1 protein-coding gene is annotated in these 1,709 nt (G+C 46.8%); it reads right to left on the bottom strand.

Annotation, left to right across the window (positions count from 1 at the left end; translation table 11 throughout):
- Positions 1-95: 95 nt before the first annotated feature.
- Positions 96-1,307 (bottom strand): cell division protein ZapE, encoded by a 1,212-nt coding sequence (zapE, locus tag C8R30_RS15630; protein WP_107790561.1) that lies wholly within the window; start codon positions 1,305-1,307, stop codon positions 96-98.
- Positions 1,308-1,709 lie beyond the last annotated feature (402 nt).

Here is a 1,709-nt window from a genome sequence, read left to right as displayed (position 1 = left end):
GCAACTCGATCCCAGAACAATAAGGCTTGAGACTCTATAAATCAATATGATATCTCTAGTTTAAGAGGAAAAATGAACTCCGAAACTTTAGTTAATTAACCTGCCACCGTTTTGCCATGCCCTCTAGTCAAATAATCTTCCGATTGCATTTCCATCAATCGGGAGATCGTGCGTTCAAATTCAAAGCTGATCTCTCCTCCAGCATAAAGCAATTGAGGCGGGACGGCGGCCGAGCATAGGAATTTGACGTTATACTCGTAAAGTGCATCGATAAAGGAGATAAAGCGCTTAGCCTGATCGTTGTTTTCCTGACCAAATTGTGGAATCGCAACCATAATGACCGTGTGGTAAGTTCTGGCGATAGCAAGATAGTCTGCCGGGCCAAGCGGATTCGCGCACAATCGCTTAAAGGAGAAAACTGCTACGCCACGTGCCGCTTTCGGCACAAACAGGATACGGCCTTGCACGGACAACGTTTCGCTAGGAACCTTCGCCCGGTCTTCCACCCGGCGATCAGTTAACCGAAAAAAAGTGGCCGACAGTTTAGCGGTTGATTCTTCATCTATCGGGAAATAATAGGTTTCTGCTCCTTTTAGACGGTTGTATCGATAATCGATTGGGCCCTCGAGGGGAATAATTTCAAGTTTCTCCTTGATGTTTTCGATGAAAGGCAGAAAACGCTGCCGATTGAGGCCGTGCTTGTAAAGATCATCAGGCGGGCGGTTGGATGTTGCCACCACAATGACACCTTGATCAAACAGCTCCTTGAACAATCGCGTCAACACCATGGCATCGGCAATATCCGTGACCTGCAGCTCATCAAAGCAGAGCAGAGTCGCTTCACTTGCTATCGCTCGCGCAATCATCGGGATCGGATCGATATCGCGGGCACGGCCACTACGCCGCTCCCGTTTCTCCGCAGCAAGATCATGCGCTTCCTTCAGCCGGGCGTGAATTTCCAACATGAATTCATGAAAGTGCACGCGTCGCTTGGATGTAACTGGCGCCACAGAAAAAAACAGATCCATCAGCATGGATTTGCCACGCCCCACGCCGCCATAAAGATAAATTCCTTGGGAAAGCGGTAGCTTCTTCCCAAACCATGGGAAAAAATGTGCCGGCCACCAGTTTCTGAATGTAAAACCATTTCGTTGGCTACGGATCTCGGGATACGCTACGAGTACGCGATACAATCGCTCCAGCGAAGCCACCGCTTTTGCTTGATCAGGATCAGGCTTGAGTTCTCCTGCCTGCATCAGGGCTTGATATTCTGCTTCTGGACCAATCGTGTTGCGAGGATAATTCATGGTCTGAATTGCAGTATGTAGATGGGAGAGGAATTTTAACATGATAAACCGTCACATCAGATTTTAAGCCATGAGCGGGTGATAGGTTCATAGGCATGACCTATTCCATTAAATATTCCCAAACGAGTCCAGACATTTCACTTTCACACCGGATTGGATTGAATGATTGAGTTACGATCGTAGTTTATAAAGGAGCCGATCCACCCGATATCTCAGACAACCTGATCCCGAAACGATCCTTATTATTAAGGGATTCTAAAGAATAGATATAAATCAATCTATTACATGAGTTAGCAGAGGGAGTGGGAAAATTAGCAGCCAAACAGTCTGGATTTTGCGAAGATACGACTTTTTGAGATGGGCTTTACACAGAAATTGTTTTCGAGGGATTCCTGATGCCAC

Source organism: Nitrosomonas nitrosa (genome assembly GCF_003051105.1).
GTDB lineage: Bacteria > Pseudomonadota > Gammaproteobacteria > Burkholderiales > Nitrosomonadaceae > Nitrosomonas > Nitrosomonas nitrosa.
The sequence above is the reverse complement of the archived record's forward strand: the minus strand, read 5'-3'. Positions and strand labels throughout refer to the sequence as shown.